Below are 23,192 nucleotides of genomic sequence, written 5' to 3' on the forward strand. Positions count from 1 at the left end.
CTGGCTGTAAGACGAAACCGGCGCCGATGGCGCCGGTTTCGTTTTTGTGGCCCGCGGCGGCTGCAGCATCAAGTGCCGGCAGTCAGGGGCCGTCGTTCAGCCACAGCCGTCGTCATTCCGGACGGTTTTGGCGCGTCCTGCCTGCTTCGTTCAACACCCCAGGCGACTCGCCCAGCGTACCCAGATACCCATACGCAGCCCCCCGCAGCCGCCGCATCAGCCGCGGAAAATCGATCCCCTCCCCCTCGTCGATGCAGGCATGCGAGATCAGACCATAGACGATGGCCTGCAGCGTCACCGAGGCCTCCTCGATCACCGGGGCGGGTGGCGCGTCGGCGGCGCTTTGCAGCGCCCGGCTCCACAGCGCCACGAACCTCCCATACATCTTTCGATACGCCGCGCGCCCCGAATAGTGCCGCTCCAGCAGATAGACCGGCCCCCACCGCTCCGGCGTTTCCCGGTGGTGCCCGACATTGACGGCAATCAGCGCGTCCGCGATCACTGCCATGGGCTCGCCCCGGCGTTGCGCCAGGCATTCGTCCATGGCCAGCACGATGCGCTTGGCACGCAGATGCAGGCAAACACGGGCCAACTCCTCCTTGCTGCCGAAGTACTCATAGAAGGTACCCAGCCCCACCCCGGCCAGGTCGACGATGGCGCGAATCGTCACCTGCCCGTAATCCTGCCCGGCCAAAAGCCGAACAAAGGCCTCCTGAATGGCCAGCGAGGTCTGCCACGAGCGCGACTGCACCGGCTTGCGGCGAGGTTTTTCCGGGCCTTTCTGCTGTGGGTTCATGGTGCTCCGAAAGCCGAACATGCAGGCTGGGCATTGTATCTAGAATGACCCTTCGAATCTAACGGGCGGCGGCGAGCCCTGCCAGCCCGGCCCAAGGAGACAGCCCGCAATGAACGCCACGCATGCCATCACCAACCAGGTCCCCGAACTCAAGGACTACAACCTCTACGCCAGCGACCCCGGCATCCGGCGTGCCGTGGAACGCGCCGGCGCGGCCTGGAACGAAGCCGAGCTTGAGCGCCAGGGCGCGGTACTCGGCGCCGAGGCAACCATCCGCCACGCCGAGGATGCCAACCGCCACCATCCCGAACTGCATACGCACTCGCGCATCGGCGAGCGCATCGACCACGTCCGCTTCCACCCCGGCTGGCACGAGATGATGACCATCGCGCGCAGGAGCGGCCTGGCCAACCTGCCCTTCGCCGATACGCGCCCGTCCGCCTGGGCCTCGTACGCGGCCTCGCTTTACATGCATTGCCAGATCGAGTCCGGCTCGCTCTGCCCCACCAACATGACCCAGGCCTGCATCCCCGTGCTGCGCAAGGAGCCGGACCTGTTCGCGCAGCTCGGCAGCAAGCTGCTGACCCAGGCCTACGATCCGCGCGACATCCCCATCGAGCACAAGCCATCGATCAACGTGGGCATGGGCATGACGGAGAAGCAAGGCGGCTCCGACGTGCGCGCCAACACCACCCGCGCGGTGCCCAGCCGCGGCGAGGGACGCGGCGCCGAGTACCTGATCACCGGCCACAAGTGGTTCTTCTCCTCGCCGATGTCGGACGCCCACCTGGTGCTGGCCAATACCGAAGCCGGCTCCTCCTGCTTCTTTGTGCCGCGCTGGCGGCCCGACGGCAGCAAGAACCCCATTGAAATCCAGCGTCTGAAGGACAAGGTGGGCAACCGTTCCAACTCCAGCAGCGAAGTGGAATTCCGTGAAGCCTGGGGCATCATGGTGGGCGACGAGGGCCGCGGCATTCCCACCATCCTGGAAATGGCCACCTACAGCCGCCTGAACTGCGCGCTATCCAGCGCGGGCTTCCTGCGCCAGGCACTGGTGCAGTCCCTGCACTATGCGCGCCATCGCAGCGCCTTCGGCAAGCCGCTGATCCGCCAGCCGCTGATGGTCAGGCTGCTTGCCGACATGGCGCTGGAGGCCGAGGCCGCGATGCTGCTGGCGATGGACCTGGCCACCGCCTTCGAAGCCACCGGCGATCCCGCTCGTCTCGCATGGCGCCGCATCCTCACGCCCGCCTCCAAGTTCTGGATCTGCAAACGCGCGGTTGAAGTGACCGGCGAGGCAATGGAAGTCTTCGGCGGCAACGGTTACGTGGAGGAAGGCCCGATGGGCCGGCTGTTCCGCGAAGCGCCGGTCAACTCGATCTGGGAAGGCTCGGGCAACGTGATGTGCCTGGACGTGTTGCGCGCCATCGGCCGCAATCCGCACGACTACCTGCGCGTGCTGGACAAGATGAGCGCCGTGGGCGCGGGCGAGCCGCGCATCCAGGCCAGCGTGGCGGCATTGCGCGCGGCGCTGCGCCTGCCCGAGGAAGAGCAGCAGGCCGAGGCGCGCCGCACCACCGCGCGGCTGGTGCTGACCGCCCAGGCCTGCCTGATGCTCCAGCATGCCGATGCGGCCACCGCCGGCGCCTTCCTGGCCAGCCGCTTCGACCCGGAATGGGGTGCCGTCATGGGCATCAGCGCGGGCGGTGGCGATGCCGCGCGCATCCTCGAACGGGCCTGGGCCGCCTGACGCTGCCCTTGCGGACAAGATGCGCCTTGCTGATTTGAGCGCCGGTCAGGCTGCGCAGAGGTCCAGCAATTGTTCGTCGCGGAAGCCCCATTGCGCCGGGTCCTCGAAGCTCATGATGGTGTCTTCCGCCTCGCTCAGATCCAGCGTTTCGGGGCCCACCTGGGCGGCCTCGCTCAGTGAGTAGAACACCTTGACCCGCGGGCGCAGCGGTTCGTTGTCGTTCTGCGCAAACACCACCGCCAGCCGTCCGGAGCGCAAGCGCAGCACCGTGCCCAGCGGATAGATGCCGATCGACCTGGTGAAAGCCTGGAACACGGTGCGGTCGAACAAGGTATCGACCCGCACCGCCATGTATTCGAGCGCCCGCGCCGGCGTCCAGGCCTGGTGCCCCGGCCGGCTGGAGGTCAGCGAGTCATAGGTGTCGCACACCGCGGCGATCTTGGCGTGCACGCTGATCTCATGCCCATGCAGGCCGAAGGGATAACCGCGCCCGTCGATCCGCTCGTGATGGTGCACGCAGACATCGAGCGGGATATTGCTGTAGAGCCTGGCCTCGTTGAGGATGCGATAGCCGACGGACGGATGGCGCTGCACCATCGCCATCTCCGCGGCGGTCATGTCGCCACGCTTGTGCAGCACCTGGGTGGGAATGGAAATCTTGCCGATATCGTGCACCAGGCCCGCCAGGCCGAGTTGCTGCACCTCGCCATTGTCCCGCCCGAGGGTACGCCCGAGCGCGATCATCAACGCGCAGACCGCGAAGGAATGCAGATAGGTGTAGTCGTCCCGGACCTTGAGCCGCGCCAGCGCGATCAGGGCCTGCGAATGGCGCGTCAGCGAATTCGATACGGAATCGACCAGCATCAGGGCGCCCTCCACTTCGAGCGCGCGGCCCATGCGGGCGTCGGTGAACATCGAGCCGACCACTGCCTTGCCGTTCTTCATGACTTCCCGCGCGAGCCCGAACTCCACCTCCAGCGATACCGCCGATTGCGGCACGGCGCCGGCCGGCTCGTCGGCCACGGGTTTCACGCTCAGCGATCCGGTTGCCGCGAGTTGCACCGGCGGCGGGATGCCTTTGCCCTTGAGCAGGTCTATCCATACTTCCTCGACCTTGGAGGCAATCATCTGGTCGATCTGTTCCTGGCTGTTCACCAGGAACCGCGACCGCCAGAAGGGATGTTCAATCCATGGCCCGCCCACCCTGGCCACGAACATTCCGACTTGAAGCTGCCGGGTCTTGATCCGCTTCAGCATGCCAGCTCCTCGTGTGCAGATTGAATAAGGCGTGGTCGCTTAACGGCAGCAAGCCGGAATACTTTAGGGCTGGCGGACATGCTTTCCAGGCCGGCCACGCCAGCCCAGCCCAGCCCAGCCCAGCCCAGCCCAGCCCAGCCCAGCCCAGCCCAGCCCAGCCCAGCCCAGCCCAGCCATGCAGGATGGTTATGCCTTTGCTCACAATCGGCAATTTCCAGGCAAGAACTTAGCCGGGATACTGGCGCATCGCCGCGCGACGCTTCCGGCCCGGGCGCGGCGAGGCCGAACATAAGCTTCATCAGGGCGGCGGGAATTACGGTGGATCGATCCGGGGCGAAGCCGCGCGGCTCCACGGAGCCGGCGCTGACGCGGACACCTCAGCCCTTGCCCTGCCCCTTGCCGGCAGCGGCCTTCCCCCGGGGCCGCCTGACGACACGCGCTGGCGCGGCGTCCGCCTCCCCGGCCTGGGCTGACTTCATGAAGCTGCTTTCGCTGGTGGTCACGCCCACGACCCTGGCGAGTTGGCGGCTTACGCTGACGTAGGCATGGCCCATGCGGGCATCGAAGTACAGCGCGTCGCCGCGCCCCAGGTGCACCTTCTCGCCGTTGTCGAAGTGCACCTCGACCTCGCCGGTGAGCACGTAGACAAATTCCTCGCCGGGATGGCGGGCGAAGTCTTCGGGACCTTCGATGCGGCGCGCATGCACGGTGCCGATCACCGGGCTCATCTGCTTGCCCACCGCCTCGGTGCCGAGAAACTCATAGGAAAACGAAGAGCCCCGGTAGGTCACGCCCTCGCCGGCCCGCGTCACGACGGGCCCTTGGAACGGCGACGTCTTCACGCCGGCGCCGGCGAACATCGAGCCCATGTCCATCTGCAGCGCCTTGCCCAGCGCGGCAAAATTCTCGTAGCCCAATGCAAGCTGCCCGCGTTCCGCGCGCGAGATGGTGGTGATGGAAACACCGGAGAGTCCGGCGAGATGCGCGAGCGTCCAGCCAAAGGCCTTGCGCGCCGTGCGCAAACGCTTGCCAAAGGTCTCGCGGTCGAGCGTGCGCGACTCGTCGCTATCGTCGCTGCCGTGCCCCGGGGCGATATGTGTTTTCAAGCCTGCGTCCTTTTTCCGTTGCTCCGGATGCTATCAGACGGCACCGCCGGGTACGTTCCATGCTGCTCACTCTAGTGGAAAATTTGCGTATTCGCAATTTGCATATTCGCAAATTCTTGAATACACTCACTCGCATTCCAAAGCACTAGCGCCCTGTCTTCCGGGTCGCGGGCCAGGGCGGCCATGGCATCCGGACACCGGCGGCCCTGGGGCAAGACCAGCGCCGCGCTGGCGCCCGCCCATCCCGCCTCGTCCGGGCTTGCCGCCGAGAACGGGCCCGCGCTGCAGCATCGACCTGAATCGCATCTGTCCTCCAACCGCCCAACCCAGGAGTTCACCACCATGCGTGTCTTCAGTGCCTCCCTCGCCACCGAAACCAACACCTTCGCGCCGATGCCGACCGGCCTCGCTTCCTTCCGGGACCGCGGCTACTTCCCCGCCGGCCAGCATCCCGGCCAGATGACCTTCTTCTCCGGCCCGCTGTGGGCCGCCAGGCTGCGCGGCAAGGAGCGCCGCTGGCAGTTGTCCGAAGGCATGGTGGCAGGCGCGCAGCCCAGCGGCACCACCACCCGCCATGCCTACGAAACCCTGCGCGACGAACTGCTGGCCGACCTGCGCGCGGCACTGCCGGTGGACATGGTGCTGCTCGGCCTGCACGGCGCGATGGTGGCCGACGGCTACGACGACTGCGAGGGCGACCTTCTGCAGCGCGTGCGGGCCATAGTCGGGCCCGGCGTGGTGATCGGCGCGGAGCTGGATCCGCACAGCCACCTGACGCCGGAGATGGTGGCGCACGCCGACCTGCTGATCGCCTTCAAGGAATACCCGCACACCGACGTGCTGGAGCGCGCGCTGGAACTGGTCGACCTGTGCGCCGCCAAGGTGGAAGGCAAGATCCGGCCGGTGGCGTCGGTGGTCGACTGCGAGATGATCGTCACCGTCCATACCTCGCGCGAGCCCGCGCGCGGCTTCGTGGACCGCATCCAGTCGCTGGAAGGCCGGGACGGCGTGCTGTCGGTCTCCATAGCGCACGGATTCTCATGGGGCGACGTGCCCGGCATGGGCACCAAGGTGCTGGTCTACACCGATGGCAACCAGGCCAGGGCCGATGCGCTGGCCCGCCAGCTGGCCGATGAGTTGATCGGCATGCGCGAGGCGCTCACGGTGCCCTACCCGGACATCGACACCGCGCTCGACGAGGCGCTGGCCTTCGACGGCGGGCCCGTGGTGCTGGCCGATGGCGCCGACAACCCGGGCGGCGGCGCGGCGAGCGACTCCACCTTCATCCTGCGCCGCATGATCGAGCGCGGCATCGGCAACGCGGCGGTCGGCCCGATGTGGGACCCGATCGCGGCACGCATCGCCTTCGACGCCGGCGTAGGCGCGCGGCTGGCGATGCGAATCGGCGGCAAGATCAGCCCTCTCTCGGGCGATCCGCTGGACCTGGACTGCACGGTCAAGGCGCTGCAAGCCGACATGGTCATGACCGGCTTGTCGAACACCCCGGTACAGATGGGCGACTGCGCGCTGGTGGAAGCCAACGGCATCGACATCGTGCTGATCACGCTGCGCAACCAGGCGATGGGCACGGACCTCTTCACGCAGCTGGGATGCGACCTTGCGCGCAAGAAGATCATCGTGGTCAAGTCCTCGCAGCATTTCTACGCGTCGTTCTCGAAGGTGGCGAAGCACGTGATCTACGCGGGCGCCCCCGGCGCCGTGACGCTCGATCTCACAACCCTGCCCTACCGAAAGGTTCGCCGTCCCAAGTGGCCGCTCGACAGCGCCGCGGCCTGAGCACCGCCCGCCTGTCCACAACGATAACGACGATAACGACGACAAAGGAGACCCGCAGATGAAACTGAATGCCCCACTGTCCGCCGCCCTCGCGGCGAGCGCCCTCGCCCTGGCTGGCGCCAGCCTTCCCGTGGTGGCCCAGACCAAGACGCTCAAGGTTGTGGCGCACGCCGACCTGAAGATCCTCGACCCGACCTTTACCACGGCCTACATCACGCGCAACTTCGGCTACATGGTGTACGACACGCTGTTCGCGCAGGATGCAAGCGGCAAGCCGCAGCCCCAGATGGTGGAGAAGTACAGCAGTTCGAAGGACGGCAAGCAGTGGAGCTTCACCTTGCGCCCCGGCCTGAAATTCTCGGATGGCAGCCCCGTCACCGCCGCCGACGCCGTCGCATCGCTGCAGCGCTGGGGCGCGCGCGACAGCCTGGGCCGCGCCATGGGCGATGCCGGCGCGGAGTGGAAGGCCGTCGACGCGCGCAATTTCACGCTGACGCTCAAGGAGCCCTTCGGCATGGTGCTCGACGCGCTGGCCAAGCCCTCGGGCTTTCCGCCGGTGATCCTGCCCGAGCGCCTGGCCAGGATGCCCGCCACCGCGCCGCTGCCCGAGGTGATCGGCTCCGGCCCCTTCGTCTTCAAGCGCGACGAATGGGTGCCGGGCAACAAGGCGGTATTCGTGCGCAACCCGAACTACGTGGCGCGCAGCGAACCGGCGAGCGGTCTCGCCGGCAGCAAGAAGAGCCAGTTCGAGCGCGTCGAATGGCTCTACCTGCCCGACGCCAACAGCGCCATCGCGGCGCTCAAGCGCGGCGAGGTCGACCTGGTCGAACAGGTGCCGCCGGACTATATCGCCCCGCTGCGTGCCGACACCAGCGTCAAGATCGGCTCGGGCGGCGCCTACCAGGGCGTGCTGGTGATGAACCAGCTCCATCCGCCCTTCAATAACCCGAAGGTACGCCAGGCCTTCCTGCAGGCGGTGAGCCAGGACCGCTTCACCGCGGCCATGGGGTATCCGCTCGATATGCGCATGAACTACTGCGCCACCTATTTCATCTGCGGCGGCGCCAACGACACGGCGGCCGGTGCCGAACCCTACCGCAAGGCCGACCTGGCCCGCGCCAGGCAGTTGCTGGGCGCGGCCGGCTACAAGGGCGAGAAGGTGGTGCTGCTGGTACCGACCGACGTGCCCTACCTCAACGCCGAGGCCCTGATGGCGGCGCAGACCATGCGCAGCATGGGCATGAACGTGGACATGCAGAACATGGACTGGGCCTCCATCGGCGCGCGCCGCGCCAAGCGCGACGCGCCCGAGGCCGGCGGCTGGAATATGTACGTGACCGTGGCGGGAGAGTTCGATTCGAATTCACCGATCACCAATGCCTACCTCAGCGCCGCCTGCGGCAACAGCCTGCCCGGCTGGCCCTGCGACAAGCCGCTTGATGAGCTGCGCACAGCCTGGATCCGCGAGACCGTGCCGGCCAGGCGCAAGGAATTGCTCGATGCGTTCCAGAAGCGCGCCTATGAAGCCGTGCCCTACGTGAACGCCGGCCAGTACTCGGCGGCCTTCGCGGCGCGCGCCAGCCTCAAGGGCATCGACAAGCTGTGGGCCGGCATGCCCACGGTCTGGATGCTCGACAAGTAAGAGAGAGAAAAAAGAACGACCGACCGAGGGGACACGACGATGGGCTACCTGCTCCGACGCCTGGCCGCGACGCTACCCGTAATGGCGGTGGTAGCCGTGGTGGTATTCCTGCTGATCCACCTGTCGCCGGGCGACCCGGCGGCGCTGATCGCCGGCGACCTCGCGACGGTCGACGACATCGCCAGGCTGCGCGGCGCGCTGGGTCTTGACCAGCCGCTGTGGCGGCAGTTCGCGCTGTGGACCGGCCGGCTTGCCACCGGCGACCTCGGCACCTCGATCTTCACCCAGGTACCGGTGGCCCGGTTGCTGGCGCAGCGGCTGGAGCCCACCGTCTCCATCGCCGCGCTGACGATGCTGCTGACCTTGCTGGTCGCGGTGCCGCTGGGCACGCTGGCGGCCTACCGCGCCGGCAGCTGGATCGACCGGCTGGTGATGCTGTTCGCGGTGCTGGCCTTCTCGTTGCCAGTGTTCCTGGTGGGCTACCTGCTGGTTTATGCCTTCGCCATTCAGTTGCCGTGGTTCCCGGTACAGGGCTACGTGCGCTTTGCCGACGGCGCCGGCGAATGGCTGCGCAGCCTGGTGCTGCCCTGCGTCAACCTGGCGCTGGTCTATATCGCGCTGGTGACCCGCATGACGCGCGCCACCGTGCTCGAAGTGCTGCACGAGGATTACATCCGCACCGCGCGCGCCAAGGGCCTGGGCGTGCTGCCGGTGCTGGGCCATGCGCTGCGCAACGCGGCGATCCCGATCGCCACCACGATCGGCGTCGGCATCGCGCTGCTGATCGGCGGCGTGGTCGTTACCGAGACCGTGTTCGCCATTCCCGGCGTCGGCCGCCTGGTGGTCGACTCGGTGCAGCGTCACGACTACCCGGTGATCCAGAGCGTGCTGCTGATCTCGGCCGGCGTGTACGTGCTGATCAACCTGATGATCGACCTGAGCTACCGGCTGTTCGATCCGCGCATCAAGTACTGAGCGCCTTTCCTTGCCGCGAGACCTGCTGACATGACCACTTCCCTGCCCGTGACCGAAGGCGCCGCCCCCGAAGGGGTGGCCGCCGACGACGCGCCCTTCGTGCTGCCGCGCTGGCACTGGGCGCGCAAGCATCCCACGCTGATCATCGGCGCGCTGCTGCTGATCGCGATCGCCGTGCTCTCCATCGGCGCGCCCTGGATTGCCACCCTCGATCCCCAGGACATCGACCCGCTGGCGCGCATGCAGCCGCCCTCGGCCGAGCACTGGTTCGGCACCGACGCGCTGGGCCGCGACGTGTTCAGCCGCGCGGTCTGGGGCGGCCGCGTCTCCATGATCGTCGGCCTCTCGGTCGGCCTGCTCGCGACCGTGCTCGGCGTGCTGCTCGGCCTCACCGCGGGCTTTGTGCGCTGGGCCGATGCCTTCGTGATGCGCGTGATGGACGGCCTGATGGCAATCCCCGGCATCCTGCTGGCGATCGCGCTGATGGCCGTCACGCAGGCCAGCCTGACCGCCGTGATCGTCGCCATCACCATCCCCGAGGTTCCGCGCGTGGTGCGGCTGGTGCGCTCGCTGGCGCTGACCCTGCGCGAGCAGCTCTTCGTCGAGGCGGCGCATGCGGTAGGCACCCGCCTGCCGGTGATCCTGGCGCGTCACGTGGTACCCAATATGGTGGCGCCCCTGATCGTGCAGGCCACGTTCGTGGCGGCCGCCGCCGTGCTGACCGAAGCGGCACTGTCCTTCCTCGGCGTAGGCGTCCCGGGACAGACGCCAAGCTGGGGCAACATGATGGCCGAGGGCCGCAACTTCGTGGCAGTGGCCTTCCACATCATCCTGTACCCCGGCATCCTGCTGGCCGCGACGGTGCTGGCGATCAACCTGCTGGGCGACGGCTTGCGCGATGCGCTCGATCCGCGCCTGGCGCGGCAACTCTGAACCAGGGAGCGCATTCATGACGATGACGATGTCCCGCGCCGCCCTGGCCACCGGCGAGCCGCTGCTCGAAGTAGACGAGCTTTACACCCATTTCGATACGCTCACCGGCCCCGCCCGCTCGGTCGACGGCGTCTCCTACACGGTACGCGCCGGCCAGACCCTTGGCGTGGTCGGCGAGTCCGGCTGCGGCAAAAGCGTGACGGCGCTGTCGGTCATGCGGCTGCTGCCGACGCCGCCGGCGCGCATCCGCGGCGCCGTGCGGCTGCGCGGCACCGACCTGCTGCAGATCAGCGAGCGCGAGATGCGCCGCATCCGCGGCAACCGCATCTCGATGATCTTCCAGGAGCCGATGACCTCGCTGAACCCGGTGCTCACGATCGGCCGCCAGATCGCCGAGACGGTGCGCTTGCATCAGCGTGCAAGCCGTGCCGGCGCGATGCGGCGCGCGGTGGAAATGCTGCGCCTGGTGCAGATCCCCGAGCCCGAGCGCCGCGTCAACGAGTACCCGCACCAGCTGTCCGGCGGCATGCGCCAGCGCGTGATGATCGCGCTGGCGCTGGCCTGCAACCCCGAAGTGCTGATCGCCGACGAGCCCACCACCGCGCTCGACGTGACCATCCAGGCCCAGATCCTGGACCTGATCCGCCGCCTGCAGAAAGAGCTTGGCATGGGCGTGGTGATGATCACGCACGACCTCGGCGTGGTGGCGGAGTGCTGCGACCGGGTGATCGTGATGTACGCCGGGCGCAAGGTCGAGGAAGCCGATGTCACCGACCTGTTCGACCGCCCGTTGCACCCCTATACCCGCGCGCTGATGGCCTCGATGCCCTCGATGAATACCAGCAGCCAGCGCCTGGCCGAAATCCCCGGCCTGGTGCCATCGCCGCAGGAAGCCCGCCGGGGCTGCGCCTTCGCGGCGCGCTGCCCGCATGCCGGCACGCGCTGCGCGCGCGAGATCCCGCAACTCACGCGCCACGGCGCAGACCATGCGGTGGCCTGCTTCGCGGTGGAGGAAGGCCGCATCGAATGCAACCAGCCAGCCCGGGAAGCCCAGGAAGCCATCTCATGAGCACCAACTCCGCAACACCATCGCCCCTGCTCAAGGTCGACCGGCTCAAGAAGCACTACATCGCGCCGCAGCGCTGGCTGTCGCCGCGCAAGCCGCCCATCCAGGCGGTGGACGGCGTGTCCTTAACCGTCGAGCGCGGCGAGACACTCTCGCTGGTCGGCGAATCCGGCTGCGGCAAGACCACCACCGCCAAGTCGGTGCTGCGCCTGGTCGAGCCTACCTCGGGCTCTGTGCAGCTCGACGGCGAGGAACTGGTGGGCCTGCCGGCCAGCGCCATGCGGCTGCGCCGGCGCGACCTGCAGATCATCTTCCAGGATCCCTATGCCTCGCTAAGCCCGCGCCTGACGGCCGGCGAGATCGTCAGCGAGCCGCTGCGCAATTTCGGCATGCAGTCGCGCGCCGAGCGCAGCGAACGCGTGCAGTGGCTGTTCGGCAAGGTCGGCCTGCGGCCGGAGGCAGCGAAGAAATTCCCGCACGAATTCTCGGGCGGCCAGCGGCAGCGGCTGGGCATCGCGCGCGCGCTCGCGCTCAACCCCAAGCTGATCGTCTGCGACGAGCCGGTGTCGGCGCTCGATGTCTCGGTGCAGGCGCAGGTGGTCAACCTGCTGATGGACCTGCAGGCCGAGTTCGGCATCGCCTACCTGTTCGTCGCGCATGACCTGGCGGTGGTGCGCCACATCAGCCACCGGGTCGCCGTGATGTACCTGGGCCAGATCGTCGAACTGGCCGACCGCGACACCTTGTTCTCCGCACCGCGCCACCCGTACACCGAGATCCTGCTGTCCGCGGTGCCAGTGCCCAATCCGCGCACGCCGGCCCGGCGCCTGCTGCTGCAAGGCGACCCGCCGAGCCCGGCCAACCCGCCATCGGGCTGCCGCTTTCACACACGCTGCCCGCTGGCGCAAGCCGTATGCAAGGAACAGGCGCCCGCACTCACCGAACGGTCATCCGGCGGCGGTGGGCATCAGGTGGCCTGCCATTTCCGCTGACCGGCTCGCTGCAGACCAAAATGAGGAATCCGATGTCCGACTCCAATTCCACGCACTACGACCTGCTGATCGCTGGCGGCACTGTGATCGACGGCAGCAAGGCACCCCGCTTCAGCGCCGATATCGGCGTGCGCGGCGGCCGCATCGCGGCGATCGGCAATCTGACCGGGCATACGGCCGACCGGACGCTGGACGCGGCGGGCCAGATCGTCGCTCCCGGCTTCATCGATGCGCACACGCACGATGACCAGGCCGTGCTGTCGCAGGCCACCATGCCCTTCAAGATCTCGCAGGGCGTAACGACCGTGATTGCCGGCAATTGCGGCATCAGTGCCGCCCCGTTGCGCGCCGACATGGACCTGCCCATGCCGCTGAGCCTGATCGACTCGCCGGCCGAGGGCCGCTTCACCACCTTCGCGGCTTACCTCGACGCGTTGCGCGCCACGCCAAGCTCCGTCAACGTGGCGGCGATGGTCGGGCATTCGACCCTGCGCGCGGTCACCATGCCAGCGCTCGACCGGCCCGCCAATGCCGAGGAAATTGCCGCCATGCGGGCACTGGTCGAGGAAGCCATGCAGGCCGGCGCGATCGGCCTGTCGACCGGCACCTTCTACCCGCCCGCCGCCAAGGCGACGACCGAGGAGATCATCGAGGTCTGCCGGCCGCTCAGCGCGCGCAAGGCGCTGTACGTGACGCATATGCGCGACGAGTCCGACCATGTCATGCAGTCGCTGGAAGAAACCTTCCGCATCGGCCGCGCGCTCGACGTGCCGGTGGTGGTGTCGCACCACAAGGTGCAGAACACGGCAAATTTCGGCAGGAGCCAGGTCACGCTGCCATTCATCCGTGAAACCATGGAGCACCAGTGCGTCTCGCTCGACTGCTACCCGTACACGGCCGGCTCCACCATGATCCGCGCCGACCGCGGCATGCTCGAAGGCCGGGTGCTGATCTCCGCCAGCCAGCCGCACCCCGAATACGCCGGCCGCGATCTCGACGACATTGCCAGGGAATGGGGCGTGCCCAAGGACGAGGCCGCGCGCCGCCTGCAGCCCGGCAGCGCGGTCTACTTCCTGATGGACGAGAACGATGTCCAGCGCATCCTCGCCTTCGACGAAACCATGATCGGCTCCGACGGCATTCCCGTCGGCGCAAGCCCGCATCCGCGCCTGTGGGGCACCTTCCCGCGCGTACTCGGCCACTACTGCCGCGAGATCGGGCTGTTCCCGCTAGAGACGGCGGTCTGGAAGATGACCGGGCTGACGGCGCGCAACTTCGGCCTGCATCAACGCGGCACGCTGGAGGTGGGCCACCATGCCGATATCGTCGTCTTCGATGCCGCGAGCGTGCGCGACGCCGCCAGCTACGAAACCCCCACCCGCCCGGCCGAAGGCATCGACACCGTGATCGTCAACGGCGCCATTACCTGGCGGCACGGCGCGCACAGCGGGGCGCGCAACGGGCAGGTCATCGCGCGGCAAGCCAAGCCATAACGCGGGAAACGCGCGGCTTACTGACGGACCGCTGCCACCGCCTTGATCTCGACCACCAGTTCCGGGCGGGCCAGCGCGGCCACGCCCAGGATCGTCCACGCGGGAAAGTCCGATTTGATGAACCGCTCCTTCACGGCACGAAAGTCGGCAAGCTGTTCGCCCACGTTGACGTGGTACGACACCAGTTCCACCAGATCGGTAAAGTCGAGCCCGAGATGCCCGAGAATGGCTTCCAGGCGCCCGAACGCCAGTTCGATCTGCTCCCTCGGCGTGCCGGGAATGGAGCCATCCGCGCGAATGCCGATCTGCCCGGCGATAAAGGCCAGCCCGTTCGCGGTGACCGCAGGGGAATACTGGAAGAGGTCGAAAACCTTGTTGCCGCCGAAAGCGGGATCACTCTCGGGAAGACGAAGACGCTCGATATGACTCATTGCCTGTCCTTGACAATCATTGTTGTGGTTTAGCGAAGCACATGCCGGTTGGCGCATACGGTACATGAGGCGCATGTACCGTATGCGGACCCATTATGCCCACGCTCGCCCAGCAGGCTTACTGTGCCGGCGCCGTACCCCGCCATCACCCGCGGGCCGACTTGTCAACCCGCCCAAATATCCGGCCAGCGCCCTCGGGCATTCAGCCCAAGGACCGGCCGCACGGCTACAATGGCGCGCCACACGCTTGCCGTTCACACCATGTCCACAACGTACACGCTTGTCGGAATTGCGCGCGCCAAGGCTCACCGCCGTGAAGTCCTGGTTGCCAAGCTGGCCGCGCTGCGCCTGCGCGGCGCCATGGAACCCGGCTGCCTGCGCTACCACGTGGGAGAAGACGCCGAGGATGCCGAGGTGTTTGTGCTCTATATGGAGTGGAATTCCAGGCACGCGCTGGAATCGCATCTCAACAGCGAATACGTGCGTGATTTTCACGACACCCGGCAGGAATTTCTTGAGGGTGACATCAATTTCCGGTGGCTGAACGCTGCCTGACGGCCGCCCAAGGGCCGCTATCCCAAAGTGGCCCAAAACCCGCTTTTCCAGCCGAAGCCGAACCCGTCGGCCATCCGGTTTTTCCGGCACGGCTTGTTATTCCCTCAACGCCGATCTATCACTTTGAGTGACGCTCCAGCGCATCCGGAGCGCATCACCCGGAGTACATCATGGACGTCAGGGATGGTTTCGTCGGCACCATCGGCCACACGCCGCTGATCCGGCTGGCAGGACTGAGCGCGGAGACTGGCTGCGAAATCCTGGGCAAGGCGGAATTCCTCAATCCGGGCGGTTCGGTCAAGGACCGGGCGGCGCTCTTCATCATCCGCGATGCGGAACGGCGCGGCGTGCTCAAGCCCGGCGGCACAGTGATAGAAGGCACCGCCGGCAATACCGGCATTGGCCTGGCACATATCTGCGCCGCGCGCGGCTATCGCTGCATCGTGGTGATCCCCGACACCCAGTCCCCGGAAAAGATGGACCGCCTGCGGCTTCTCGGCGCCGAGGTGCGCCCGGTGCCTGCGGCGCCCTATGCCGACCCCAACAACTACCAGAAGGTGGCCGGGCGCCTGGCCCAGGAGACGGAAAACGCCATCTGGGCGAACCAGTTCGACAACCTGGCCAACCGCCAGGCGCATTATGAAACCACCGGCCCGGAAATCTGGCATGACACCGCCGGCAAGGTCGATGCCTTTGTCTGTTCCACCGGCACGGGCGGCACGCTGGCCGGCGTCGCGCGTTTACTGAAGGAGAAGGAGCGCAACCCGCCCGTGCGCATCGTGCTGGCCGACCCGCACGGCAGCGGGCTGTATCACTTCGTCAAGCACCGCGAGGTCAAGGCCGAGGGCAACTCCATCACCGAGGGCATCGGCTCCAGCCGGGTCACCGCCAACCTGGCGGACACGCCGATCGACGATGCGGTCCGGATCGACGACAGGTCCTGCGTCGACACGGTTTACCGGCTGCTGCGGGAGGAAGGCTTATGGGTGGGCGGTTCGTCCGGCATCAACGTGGCGGCGGCGGCGTGGCTGGCCCGCGAGATGGGGCCTGGCCACACCATCGTTACGCTGCTGTGCGACCGCGGCGACCTGTATGCCGGGCGCCTGTTCAATGCGGACTGGCTGGCGGCCAAGGGGCTGACGCCGCAACCCCTCGTGGCACGGCACTGAGCGCAGCCCTGGCATGGCTACGGCGCCTCTTTCAGGCGCCGCCACAGGGTAGTGGCGCTGATGCCCAGCTGATGACAGGCGGCAGCCCGGTTGCCCCCGCATTCCGCCAGCACGCGCCGTATATGCTCTGCCTGGCTCGCGCGGGCCACGCCCGCGAGCGAGCTGGCCTCGGCCGCATCGTCCGCCCCCCCGGCCGCCGCGCTCCGCAAGCCGCCGGCCAGCGGCGCAGGATCGCCCTCCGGCTCCGTGCCAAACAACTCCGGCGCGGCCGCCTGCAATTCATCGAGCAAATCCCGGGGTGCCAGCTTGCGCCCCGCCACCAGCACGGCTATGCGTTCGGTCACGTTTTCCAGTTCGCGGATATTGCCCGGCCAGGCATAGCCCGCCAGCCTTGCCCGCACCGCTTGCGGCAGCGGCTGCGGCGCCGGCTGCCCCAGGCGTTCCTGGGCGCGGCGGTACAGCAGTTCCGCCAGTTCGGGCAGGTCGCCGGCGCGCTCGCGCAGCGGCGGCATCTCGATGCGCAGGATATTGAGGCGGTAGTAGAGATCCTGGCGGAAGCTGCCCTGCCGGACCAGTTCGCCCAGGTTGCGGTGCGTGGCGGCGATCACCCGCACATTGACCGGCACCGCATCCAGGCCGCCGATCGGCAGCACCTGCTTTTCCTGCAGCACGCGCAGCAGGCGGGTCTGCAGCGCGGGCGGCATATCGCCCACTTCGTCCAGGAACAGCGTGCCGTTGTGGGCGGATTCGAACAGGCCCGCCTTGCCGCCGCGGCGCGCGCCGGTAAAGGCGCCTTCTTCGTAACCGAACAGTTCGCTTTCGAGCAGGGTTTCGGGGAACGCGGCGCAATTGACCGCGACGAAGGGAAACGCCCGGCGCGGGCTGGCGTCGTGCATGCCCTGCGCCAGCACTTCCTTGCCGGTGCCGCTTTCGCCTCCCACCAGCACGGTGGAATCCACCGCCGCATAGCGACGCGCCAGTTCGCGCAGGTGATGCATGGCGGGGGAAGCGCCGGCGAGATCATCGAGGCTGTAGCGCACCCCGGCCGGCCGGGCGCGGCTGCGCGAGCGCAGGTTGCGGTCGACCCGGTGGATGGCATTGGCGTCCTGCAAGGTCAGCACCGCGCCGGCGGTGCCGGTCTCGGTCACGATGGGGATGCGGTTGACCACCACCATCTTGTCGCCGAGCTTGTGGATGGCTTCCAGTTCCTTGCTGCCGCTTTGCATCACGCCGTCGAGCGACAGCGCCGGAGCCAGCGTTTGCAGCTTGCGGCCCAGGGCGGCGGCCGGCGCCGTGCCGAGAAAGCGTTCCATGGCCGGGTTGTAGGTCTGGATGCGCCCTTCCGCGTCGACCGCGGCCACGCCTTCATTGAGGTGAGCCAGGATGGTGTTCACGTAGTCGCGCCGGCCAGACTCGATGCGGCGCAGGCGGGCTGCTTCAATCACATCCTCCAGCGCGCCCCGCACCGAATTGCCGGAGTACAGGAACACGCCGATCAGGCCGATCTTGTCCGCCAGGTCGGTCACCATGCCGGGCCCCACCACCACCTTCACGCCCTCCTGCTTGAGGGCCTTCACGCGGGCGGCGGCATCGTCTTCGGTCAGGTACGTGTAGGCCGGGATGGACAGCGAAAAAGTCCGCACGAATTCCTCCACCTCCGGATAGGTGGCGGCGTGCGTCACCAGCGCCACCTTCGGCGAGATGCGCCGCGCCGTCGCCAGCGCGCTCATCACGTCGAAGCCTGTCACCTTGACCAGCACCACGGGCACATCGACATGCTGGCGCAGGTAGGCGCCGTTGGAGCCACCCGCCACCACGGCATCGAGCCGGCCCTCGCGCGCTTCGCGTGCGACGGCGCTGGCGGCGGCGGCGTAGCCCTTGCCGACGATGCGGAACTCCGCCTGGGCAGCATAGCCGGGAATCAGGTCGGCAAAGGCCCTCGACAGGCGGCTGATGCCGATGGCCCAGATGCGAGGGCGCGCGGCATTGCCGGTGCCGGCGGCGTTGATCGGTGCGGGAAGGCCAATTGTCATGGGAGCGGAAAAACCAGTGCTCTTGCCAGTAGCAAGCTAATCTTGAGATTGTGCGCGCAGGCAACGTGCATTTCAATATTGAAATGCAATCCTTTCAAATCTGAAATCTCCCACACGTGCCAATTACATCACAATGATTCGCGGCAAATGGCCGCGGATCGCCGCCAGGCCAAGCCTGACAACGGCTGATGCCTTGCCCGGCGGTCGCCGCGATTCCCAGGGTGCGTAGCCTGGCACGCCTGGCACACCCCTTGCGCTAATAGCCCGTCCACTCCCAAAGCGAACATCATGACCTTCTCCACTTCCGACCTCGCCCGCTCCGCCGGCGCCCGCTTCCGCCAGGCCCTGGCCGATGAGCACCCCCTGCAGGTCGTCGGCACCATCAATGCCAACCATGCGCTGCTGGCCAAGCGCGCAGGCTACCGCGCCATCTACCTGTCGGGCGGCGGCGTGGCCGCGGGTTCGCTGGGCCTGCCTGACCTGGGCATCTCTAACCTGGACGACGTGCTGACCGACGTCCGCCGCATCACCGACGTGTGCGACCTGCCGCTGCTGGTGGACGTGGACACCGGTTTCGGCGCATCGGCCTTCAACGTGGCGCGCACCACCAAGTCGCTGATCAAGTTCGGCGCGGGCGCGATGCATATCGAAGACCAGGTCGGCGCCAAGCGCTGCGGCCACCGTCCGGGCAAGGAAATCGTCTCGCAAGGCGAGATGGTGGACCGCATCAAGGCCGCGGTCGATGCCCGCACCGACGAGAATTTTGTCATCATGGCGCGCACCGATGCGCTGGCCGTGGAAGGCCTGGACAAGGCTATCGAGCGGGCTGTGGCCTGCGTGGAAGCCGGCGCCGACGCCATCTTCCCCGAAGCCATGACCGACCTGGCCATGTACCGCAAGTTCGTCGACGCCGTGAAGGTGCCGGTGCTGGCTAACATCACCGAATTTGGCGCTACGCCGCTGTTCACCACCGAGGAACTGGGTGGTGCCGGTGTGTCGATGGTCCTCTACCCGCTGTCGGCCTTCCGCGCCATGAACAAGGCCGCCGAAAACGTGTACGCTGCAATCCGCCGCGACGGCACGCAGCAAAACGTGGTCAATACCATGCAGACGCGCGCCGAACTGTACGAGAGCATTGGCTATCACGACTTCGAACAGAAACTGGACGCCCTGTTTGCCCAAGGCAAGGCCAAGTAAGCACAACTGCACAGCAGTACGATCGCAAGCAACATCAGTCAGCACAGCATTCCCCCAAGGAGACCCCCCAATGTCCGAAGCGCAACCGCTCGCCACCCCGAAGCCGAAGAAATCCGTCGCCCTATCGGGCGTGACCGCCGGTAATACCGCGCTGTGTTCGGTCGGCCGTACCGGCAACGACCTGCACTACCGCGGCTACGACATCATCGACATCGCCGAGACCTGCGAGTTTGAAGAGATTGCCCACCTGCTGGTGCACGGCAAGCTCCCCACCCGCGCCGAACTCACCGCCTACAAGGCCAAGCTCAAGGCCCTGCGCGGCCTGCCCGCCAACGTCAAGGCCGCGCTCGAATGGGTGCCCGCCAGCGCCCACCCGATGGACGTGATGCGCACCGGCGTGTCCGTGCTCGGCACCGTGCTGCCGGAAAAGGACGACCACAACACCCCCGGCGCGCGCGACATCGCCGACCGCCTGATGGCCAGCCTCGGCTCGATTCTGCTGTACTGGTACCACTACAGCCACAACGGCAAGCGCATCGAGGTCGAGACCGACGACGACTCCATCGGTGGCCACTTCCTGCACCTGCTGCACGGCCAGAAGCCGTCGGCGCTGTGGGAACGTGCGATGCACACTTCGCTCAACCTGTACGCCGAGCACGAGTTCAATGCCTCCACCTTCACCGGCCGCGTGATCGCCGGCACGGGCTCGGATATCTATTCGTCGATCTGCGGCGCCATCGGCGCGCTGCGCGGCCCCAAGCACGGCGGCGCCAATGAAGTGGCGTTCGAGATCCAGAAGCGCTACGACAGCCCCGATGAAGCCCAGGCCGACATCGTGCGCCGCGTGGAAAACAAGGAAGTGGTGATCGGTTTCGGCCACCCGGTGTACACCATCAGCGACCCGCGCAACCAGATCATCAAGGACGTGGCGCGCCGCCTGTCGAAGGACGCCGGCTCGACCAAGATGTTCGACATCGCCGAACGGCTGGAAACGACCATGTGGGACATCAAGAAGATGTTCCCCAACCTGGACTGGTTCAGCGCGGTGAGCTACCACGTGATGGGCGTGCCGACCGCCATGTTCACGCCGCTGTTCGTGATCGCGCGGACCTCCGGCTGGGCTGCCCACATCATCGAGCAGCGCATCGACAACAAGATCATCCGCCCCAGCGCCAACTACACTGGTCCGGAGAACCTGGAGTTCGTGCCGATCAAGGATCGCAAGTAACACCCGGCTGCCGGTTTGCTCCCCTGTACCGCCCGTGGGAGAAGGGGGTAGCCGGCCGCGAAGCACGGCCGCTACCCCCTGATCATTACTCTCTTTCTTCCCTACAAAATGAACACTGCAAACCGCAAACCGCTGCCCGGCACCCAGCTGGATTTCTTCGACACGCGCGCCGCGGTCGACGCGATCCAGCCGGGCGCCTATGACAAGCTGCCGTACACGTCGCGCGTGCTGGCCGAGAACCTCGTGCGCCGCTGCGACCCGGCAACGCTGACCGATTCCCTCAAGCAGCTCATCGAACGCAAGCAGGAGCTGGATTTCCCCTGGTTCCCGGCGCGCGTGGTCTGCCATGACATCCTGGGCCAGACCGCGCTGGTCGACCTCGCCGGCCTGCGTGACGCGATCGCGGCCCAGGGCGGCGATCCGGTCATGGTCAACCCGGTCGTGCCGACGCAGCTGGTGGTGGACCACTCGCTGGCCGTCGAGTGCGGTGGCTTCGATCCCGATGCGTTCGCGAAGAACCGCGCCATCGAAGACCGCCGCAACGAAGACCGCTTCGATTTCATCAACTGGACCAAGAAGGCGTTCAAGAACGTCGACGTCATTCCGCCGGGCAACGGCATCCTGCACCAGATCAACCTCGAGCGCATGAGCCCGGTGGTGCAGGTAAAAGACGGCGTGGCGTTCCCCGACACGCTGGTCGGCACCGACTCCCACACCCCGATGGTGGACGCCCTGGGCGTGATCGCCATCGGCGTTGGCGGCCTGGAAGCTGAAAGCGTGATGCTGGGCCGCGCCTCGTGGATGCGCCTGCCGGACATCATCGGCGTGGAGCTGACCGGCAAGCCGCAGCCGGGCATCACCGCGACGGACACCGTGCTGGCCCTGACCGAATTCCTGCGCAAGGAAAAGGTCGTATCGTCCTACCTCGAATTCTTCGGCGAAGGCACCACCCACCTGACGCTGGGCGACCGCGCGACCATTTCCAACATGGCGCCGGAGTTCGGCTCCACCGCCGCGATGTTCTACATCGACGAGCAGACCATCAAGTACCTCCGGCTCACCGGCCGTGACGAAGCACTGGTCAAGCTCGTGGAAACGTATGCCAAGGAAGCCGGCCTGTGGGCGGACAGCCTGAAGCATGCCGAGTACCCGCGCGTGCTGAAGTTCGACCTGTCCTCGGTGGTGCGCAATATCGCCGGCCCCTCCAATCCGCACAAGCGCGTGCCGACGTCCGAACTGGCCGCGCGCGGCATCAGCGGCAAGGTCGAGAACGAGCCTGGCCTGATGCCGGACGGCGCCGTGATCATCGCCGCCATCACCAGCTGCACCAACACCAACAACCCGCGCAACATGGTGGCCGCCGGCCTGCTGGCGCGCAACGCCAACAAGCTTGGCCTGACCCGCAAGCCGTGGGTGAAAAGCTCGCTGGCGCCTGGCTCCAAGGCTGTCACGCTGTACCTGGAAGAAGCCAGCCTGCTGCCGGAACTGGAACAACTGGGCTTTGGCGTCGTGGCCTATGCCTGCACCTCCTGCAACGGCATGTCCGGCGCGCTGGATCCGGTGATCCAGAAGGAAGTCGTGGACCGCGACCTGTACGCCACCGCCGTGCTGTCCGGCAACCGGAATTTCGACGGCCGTATCCATCCGTATGCCAAGCAGGCCTTCCTGGCCTCGCCGCCGCTGGTGGTGGCGTACGCCATTGCCGGCACCATCCGCTTCGATATCGAGAAGGACGTGCTGGGCACGGACGCCAATAGCAAGCCGGTGACCCTGAAGGACATCTGGCCGACCGACGCGGAAATCGACGCCGTCGTAGCCGCCAGCGTGAAGCCGGAGCAATTCCGTAAGGTGTACGAGCCGATGTTTGCCGTGACCGCCGATACCGGCGAAAAGGTCAGCCCGCTGTACGACTGGCGCGAGATGAGCACGTACATCCGCCGCCCGCCGTACTGGGAAGGTGCGCTGGCCGGTGAACGCGCGCTCACGGGCATGCGCCCCCTGGCAGTGCTGGGCGACAACATCACCACCGACCACCTGTCGCCGTCCAACGCCATCATGCTCGATAGCGCCGCCGGCGAGTACCTGGCGAAGATGGGCCTGCCCGAGGAGGACTTCAACTCCTACGCGACCCACCGCGGCGATCACCTTACCGCGCAGCGTGCGACCTTCGCCAACCCCACCCTGAAGAACGAAATGGTGGTGGTGGACGGCAAGATGAAGGCAGGCTCGCTCGCCCGCGTCGAGCCCGAAGGCAAGGTGACCCGCATGTGGGAAGCCATCGAGACCTACATGGCGCGCAAGCAACCGCTGATCGTGATCGCCGGCGCCGACTACGGCCAGGGCTCCTCGCGCGACTGGGCCGCCAAGGGCGTGCGCCTAGCTGGCGTGGAGGCCATTGCCGCCGAAGGCTTCGAGCGCATCCACCGCACCAACCTGGTCGGCATGGGCGTGCTGCCGCTGGAGTTCAAGCCGGGCGTGAACCGCGCCACGCTGGGCATCGACGGCACAGAGACCTACGATGTGATCGGCGAGCGCAAGCCCAGGACCGACCTCACCCTTGTCATCCGTCGCAAGAACGGCGAGCGTGTGGAAGTCCCCGTGACCTGCCGCCTCGATACCGCGGAAGAAGTGTCGATCTACGAAGCCGGCGGCGTGCTGCAGCGCTTCGCGCAGGACTTCCTCGAGTCGTCGAAGGCCGCTGCGTAAGCACGGGCCGGACGCTTCGTGCATCGTGTTCGGGCGGTACGGTGACGTACCGCCCGTTTTCACCAG

General features: G+C 67.0%; 18 protein-coding genes. 13 read left to right on the forward strand and 5 right to left on the reverse strand.

Annotated features, from left to right (window positions below):
- Window positions 1–112: 112 nt before the first annotated feature.
- On the reverse strand, window positions 113–796 hold the full coding sequence (locus tag ACZY0R_RS26900; RefSeq protein ID WP_488862665.1) for a TetR/AcrR family transcriptional regulator: 684 nt from the start codon (window positions 794–796) through the stop codon (window positions 113–115).
- 109 nt (window positions 797–905) lie between these two features.
- Between ACZY0R_RS26900 and ACZY0R_RS26905 the strand changes: the two genes are divergently transcribed.
- Window positions 906–2,546, forward strand: a complete 1,641-nt coding sequence (locus ACZY0R_RS26905) for an acyl-CoA dehydrogenase family protein (protein WP_488862666.1) — start codon at window positions 906–908, stop codon at window positions 2,544–2,546.
- A 45-nt stretch (window positions 2,547–2,591) separates the two neighbouring features.
- Here the strand turns inward: ACZY0R_RS26905 and ACZY0R_RS26910 are convergent, their stop codons facing one another.
- Together ACZY0R_RS26910 and ACZY0R_RS26915 are read right to left on the reverse strand one after the other, a co-directional pair.
- The gene (locus tag ACZY0R_RS26910; protein ID WP_488862667.1) at window positions 2,592–3,803 is read right to left on the reverse strand and encodes a cyclic di-GMP phosphodiesterase; all 1,212 of its coding nucleotides are present in this window, start codon (window positions 3,801–3,803) and stop codon (window positions 2,592–2,594) included.
- Window positions 3,804–4,180: 377 nt separating this feature from the next.
- The gene (locus ACZY0R_RS26915) at window positions 4,181–4,909 is read right to left on the reverse strand and encodes a helix-turn-helix domain-containing protein (protein WP_488862669.1); all 729 of its coding nucleotides are present in this window, start codon (window positions 4,907–4,909) and stop codon (window positions 4,181–4,183) included.
- A gap of 342 nt (window positions 4,910–5,251) precedes the next feature.
- On the opposite strand from ACZY0R_RS26915, the gene ACZY0R_RS26920 reads away from it, so the two are divergent.
- Genes ACZY0R_RS26920 through ACZY0R_RS26950 form a run of 7 tightly spaced genes read left to right on the forward strand, consistent with a single transcriptional unit; the run spans window position 5,252 to window position 13,807 of the window.
- A complete protein-coding gene (locus tag ACZY0R_RS26920) occupies window positions 5,252–6,706 on the forward strand; it encodes a M81 family metallopeptidase (protein ID WP_488866198.1) in 1,455 nt (484 codons plus the stop codon).
- A gap of 58 nt (window positions 6,707–6,764) precedes the next feature.
- Window positions 6,765–8,348 (forward strand): ABC transporter substrate-binding protein, encoded by a 1,584-nt coding sequence (locus ACZY0R_RS26925; protein WP_488862671.1) that lies wholly within the window; start codon window positions 6,765–6,767, stop codon window positions 8,346–8,348.
- 39 nt (window positions 8,349–8,387) lie between these two features.
- Window positions 8,388–9,323, forward strand: a complete 936-nt coding sequence (locus ACZY0R_RS26930; protein ID WP_488862673.1) for an ABC transporter permease — start codon at window positions 8,388–8,390, stop codon at window positions 9,321–9,323.
- A gap of 30 nt (window positions 9,324–9,353) precedes the next feature.
- Complete coding sequence (locus tag ACZY0R_RS26935) at window positions 9,354–10,256, forward strand: ABC transporter permease (RefSeq protein ID WP_488862675.1); 903 nt, start codon at window positions 9,354–9,356, stop codon at window positions 10,254–10,256.
- Between the two features lie 16 nt (window positions 10,257–10,272).
- A complete protein-coding gene (locus ACZY0R_RS26940) occupies window positions 10,273–11,325 on the forward strand; it encodes an ABC transporter ATP-binding protein (protein WP_488862677.1) in 1,053 nt (350 codons plus the stop codon).
- A complete protein-coding gene (locus ACZY0R_RS26945; RefSeq protein WP_488862679.1) occupies window positions 11,322–12,314 on the forward strand; it encodes an ABC transporter ATP-binding protein in 993 nt (330 codons plus the stop codon). Before ACZY0R_RS26940 ends, ACZY0R_RS26945 begins: the two co-directional genes overlap by 4 nt.
- Window positions 12,315–12,346: 32 nt before the next feature.
- Entirely contained in the window at window positions 12,347–13,807 is a 1,461-nt protein-coding gene (locus ACZY0R_RS26950; RefSeq protein WP_488862681.1) for an N-acyl-D-amino-acid deacylase family protein, read from the forward strand.
- A gap of 17 nt (window positions 13,808–13,824) precedes the next feature.
- Here ACZY0R_RS26950 and ACZY0R_RS26955 read toward each other — a convergent pair whose 3' ends face one another.
- Complete coding sequence (locus ACZY0R_RS26955; RefSeq protein WP_488862683.1) at window positions 13,825–14,238, reverse strand: RidA family protein; 414 nt, start codon at window positions 14,236–14,238, stop codon at window positions 13,825–13,827.
- 231 nt (window positions 14,239–14,469) lie between these two features.
- Between ACZY0R_RS26955 and ACZY0R_RS26960 the strand changes: the two genes are divergently transcribed.
- Together ACZY0R_RS26960 and ACZY0R_RS26965 are read left to right on the forward strand one after the other, a co-directional pair.
- A complete protein-coding gene (locus ACZY0R_RS26960; protein ID WP_235185115.1) occupies window positions 14,470–14,793 on the forward strand; it encodes a putative quinol monooxygenase in 324 nt (107 codons plus the stop codon).
- 170 nt (window positions 14,794–14,963) lie between these two features.
- Window positions 14,964–15,962 carry a cysteine synthase A gene (locus tag ACZY0R_RS26965; protein ID WP_488862685.1) on the forward strand — a complete coding sequence of 333 codons (999 nt, stop codon included), beginning with the start codon at window positions 14,964–14,966 and terminating at the stop codon, window positions 15,960–15,962.
- A 17-nt stretch (window positions 15,963–15,979) separates the two neighbouring features.
- On the opposite strand, the gene prpR is transcribed toward ACZY0R_RS26965, so the two are convergent.
- Window positions 15,980–17,995, reverse strand: a complete 2,016-nt coding sequence (prpR, locus tag ACZY0R_RS26970; RefSeq protein ID WP_488862687.1) for a propionate catabolism operon regulatory protein PrpR — start codon at window positions 17,993–17,995, stop codon at window positions 15,980–15,982.
- 288 nt (window positions 17,996–18,283) lie between these two features.
- On the opposite strand from prpR, the gene prpB reads away from it, so the two are divergent.
- The 3 genes from prpB to acnD all read left to right on the forward strand — a co-directional run bounded on the left by prpB (window position 18,284) and on the right by acnD (window position 23,126).
- Window positions 18,284–19,192 carry a methylisocitrate lyase gene (gene prpB, locus ACZY0R_RS26975; protein WP_045236306.1) on the forward strand — a complete coding sequence of 303 codons (909 nt, stop codon included), beginning with the start codon at window positions 18,284–18,286 and terminating at the stop codon, window positions 19,190–19,192.
- Between the two features lie 70 nt (window positions 19,193–19,262).
- Window positions 19,263–20,420 carry a bifunctional 2-methylcitrate synthase/citrate synthase gene (prpC, locus tag ACZY0R_RS26980; RefSeq protein WP_488862690.1) on the forward strand — a complete coding sequence of 386 codons (1,158 nt, stop codon included), beginning with the start codon at window positions 19,263–19,265 and terminating at the stop codon, window positions 20,418–20,420.
- A gap of 108 nt (window positions 20,421–20,528) precedes the next feature.
- On the forward strand, window positions 20,529–23,126 hold the full coding sequence (acnD, locus tag ACZY0R_RS26985; protein ID WP_488862692.1) for a Fe/S-dependent 2-methylisocitrate dehydratase AcnD: 2,598 nt from the start codon (window positions 20,529–20,531) through the stop codon (window positions 23,124–23,126).
- Window positions 23,127–23,192: the final 66 nt, after the last annotated feature.

The organism is Cupriavidus sp. F041, from assembly GCF_057814235.1.

Coding starts and splice junctions, on each gene's coding strand:
- ACZY0R_RS26900 (WP_488862665.1), bottom strand. CDS start 796: ATGAACCCACAGCAGAAAGGCCCGGAAAAACCTCGCCGCAAGCCGGTG.
- ACZY0R_RS26905 (WP_488862666.1), top strand. CDS start 906: ATGAACGCCACGCATGCCATCACCAACCAGGTCCCCGAACTCAAGGAC.
- ACZY0R_RS26910 (WP_488862667.1), bottom strand. CDS start 3,803: ATGCTGAAGCGGATCAAGACCCGGCAGCTTCAAGTCGGAATGTTCGTG.
- ACZY0R_RS26920 (WP_488866198.1), top strand. CDS start 5,252: ATGCGTGTCTTCAGTGCCTCCCTCGCCACCGAAACCAACACCTTCGCG.
- ACZY0R_RS26925 (WP_488862671.1), top strand. CDS start 6,765: ATGAAACTGAATGCCCCACTGTCCGCCGCCCTCGCGGCGAGCGCCCTC.
- ACZY0R_RS26930 (WP_488862673.1), top strand. CDS start 8,388: ATGGGCTACCTGCTCCGACGCCTGGCCGCGACGCTACCCGTAATGGCG.
- ACZY0R_RS26935 (WP_488862675.1), top strand. CDS start 9,354: ATGACCACTTCCCTGCCCGTGACCGAAGGCGCCGCCCCCGAAGGGGTG.
- ACZY0R_RS26940 (WP_488862677.1), top strand. CDS start 10,273: ATGACGATGACGATGTCCCGCGCCGCCCTGGCCACCGGCGAGCCGCTG.
- ACZY0R_RS26945 (WP_488862679.1), top strand. CDS start 11,322: ATGAGCACCAACTCCGCAACACCATCGCCCCTGCTCAAGGTCGACCGG.
- ACZY0R_RS26950 (WP_488862681.1), top strand. CDS start 12,347: ATGTCCGACTCCAATTCCACGCACTACGACCTGCTGATCGCTGGCGGC.
- ACZY0R_RS26955 (WP_488862683.1), bottom strand. CDS start 14,238: ATGAGTCATATCGAGCGTCTTCGTCTTCCCGAGAGTGATCCCGCTTTC.
- ACZY0R_RS26960 (WP_235185115.1), top strand. CDS start 14,470: ATGGCGCGCCACACGCTTGCCGTTCACACCATGTCCACAACGTACACG.
- ACZY0R_RS26965 (WP_488862685.1), top strand. CDS start 14,964: ATGGACGTCAGGGATGGTTTCGTCGGCACCATCGGCCACACGCCGCTG.
- prpR (WP_488862687.1), bottom strand. CDS start 17,995: ATGACAATTGGCCTTCCCGCACCGATCAACGCCGCCGGCACCGGCAAT.
- prpB (WP_045236306.1), top strand. CDS start 18,284: ATGACCTTCTCCACTTCCGACCTCGCCCGCTCCGCCGGCGCCCGCTTC.
- prpC (WP_488862690.1), top strand. CDS start 19,263: ATGTCCGAAGCGCAACCGCTCGCCACCCCGAAGCCGAAGAAATCCGTC.
- acnD (WP_488862692.1), top strand. CDS start 20,529: ATGAACACTGCAAACCGCAAACCGCTGCCCGGCACCCAGCTGGATTTC.